Genomic DNA, 874 nt, shown 5'->3' with positions numbered 1-874 from the left:
GAGCACATGCACATCGCCGCCGCAGGCAGCGGCAGCCGTCACGGTGTTCAGGGTAGCGGGCTTGATCGAAGCGTTGTCGTGTTCAGCAATAACGAGGGATGTCATTTGTCGTTCTTCCTTTAGATCACTTTGGCTTCGTTTTTGAGCTTGTCGACCAGGGCGGCCACATCGGCCACCTTGACGCCAGCGCCACGCTTGGCGGGCTCTGCAACCTTCAGGGTCTTGAGGCGGGGAGCAACGTCCACACCCAGGTCTTCAGGCTTGAAGGTGTCGAGCTGCTTTTTCTTGGCCTTCATGATGTTGGGCAAGGTGACGTAGCGGGGCTCGTTCAGGCGCAGGTCGGTGGTGATGATGGCGGGCATGGACAGAGACAGCGTCTCCAGACCACCGTCTACTTCACGGCTCACGGCAACCTTGTCGCCTGCGACTTCGACCTTGGAGGCGAACGTGGCTTGTGGCAGATCGGTCAGCGCAGCCAGCATCTGGCCGGTCTGGTTGTTGTCACCATCAATGGCTTGCTTGCCCAGAATCACGAGACCGGGCTGCTCTTTGTCAACCAGGGCCTTGAGCAGCTTGGCGACGGCCAGGGGCTGCAGGTCCACATCGGTTTCCACCAGAATGCCGCGGTCTGCGCCGATGGCCATGGCGGTGCGCAGGGTTTCCTGGCACTGAGCCACACCGCAGGAGACAACGATGACCTCGGTCACCACGCCTTTTTCTTTGAGGCGCACGGCTTCTTCGACGGCGATTTCGTCAAAGGGGTTCATGCTCATCTTGACGTTGGCGATGTCTACACCCGTGCCGTCCGATTTGACGCGGACCTTCACGTTGTAGTCCACCACGCGCTTGACAGGGACCAATACCTTCATGCTGC

The 874-nt window shown here is 59.7% G+C and carries 1 protein-coding gene and 1 pseudogene; both read right to left on the bottom strand.

What is annotated here, in order from left to right; all coding sequences use genetic code 11:
• Positions 1 to 105: pseudogene (locus tag HF327_RS22265) on the bottom strand (electron transfer flavoprotein subunit alpha/FixB family protein); the annotation flags it as partial.
• Positions 106 to 119: 14 nt separating this feature from the next.
• On the bottom strand, positions 120 to 869 hold the full coding sequence (locus HF327_RS21840; protein WP_198462444.1) for an electron transfer flavoprotein subunit beta/FixA family protein: 750 nt from the start codon (positions 867 to 869) through the stop codon (positions 120 to 122).
• Between the last annotated feature and the right edge of the window lie 5 nt (positions 870 to 874).

This window comes from Comamonas suwonensis (genome assembly GCF_012844455.2).
Classification (GTDB): domain Bacteria; phylum Pseudomonadota; class Gammaproteobacteria; order Burkholderiales; family Burkholderiaceae_C; genus Comamonas; species Comamonas suwonensis.
The sequence above is the reverse complement of the archived record's forward strand: the minus strand, read 5'-3'. Positions and strand labels throughout refer to the sequence as shown.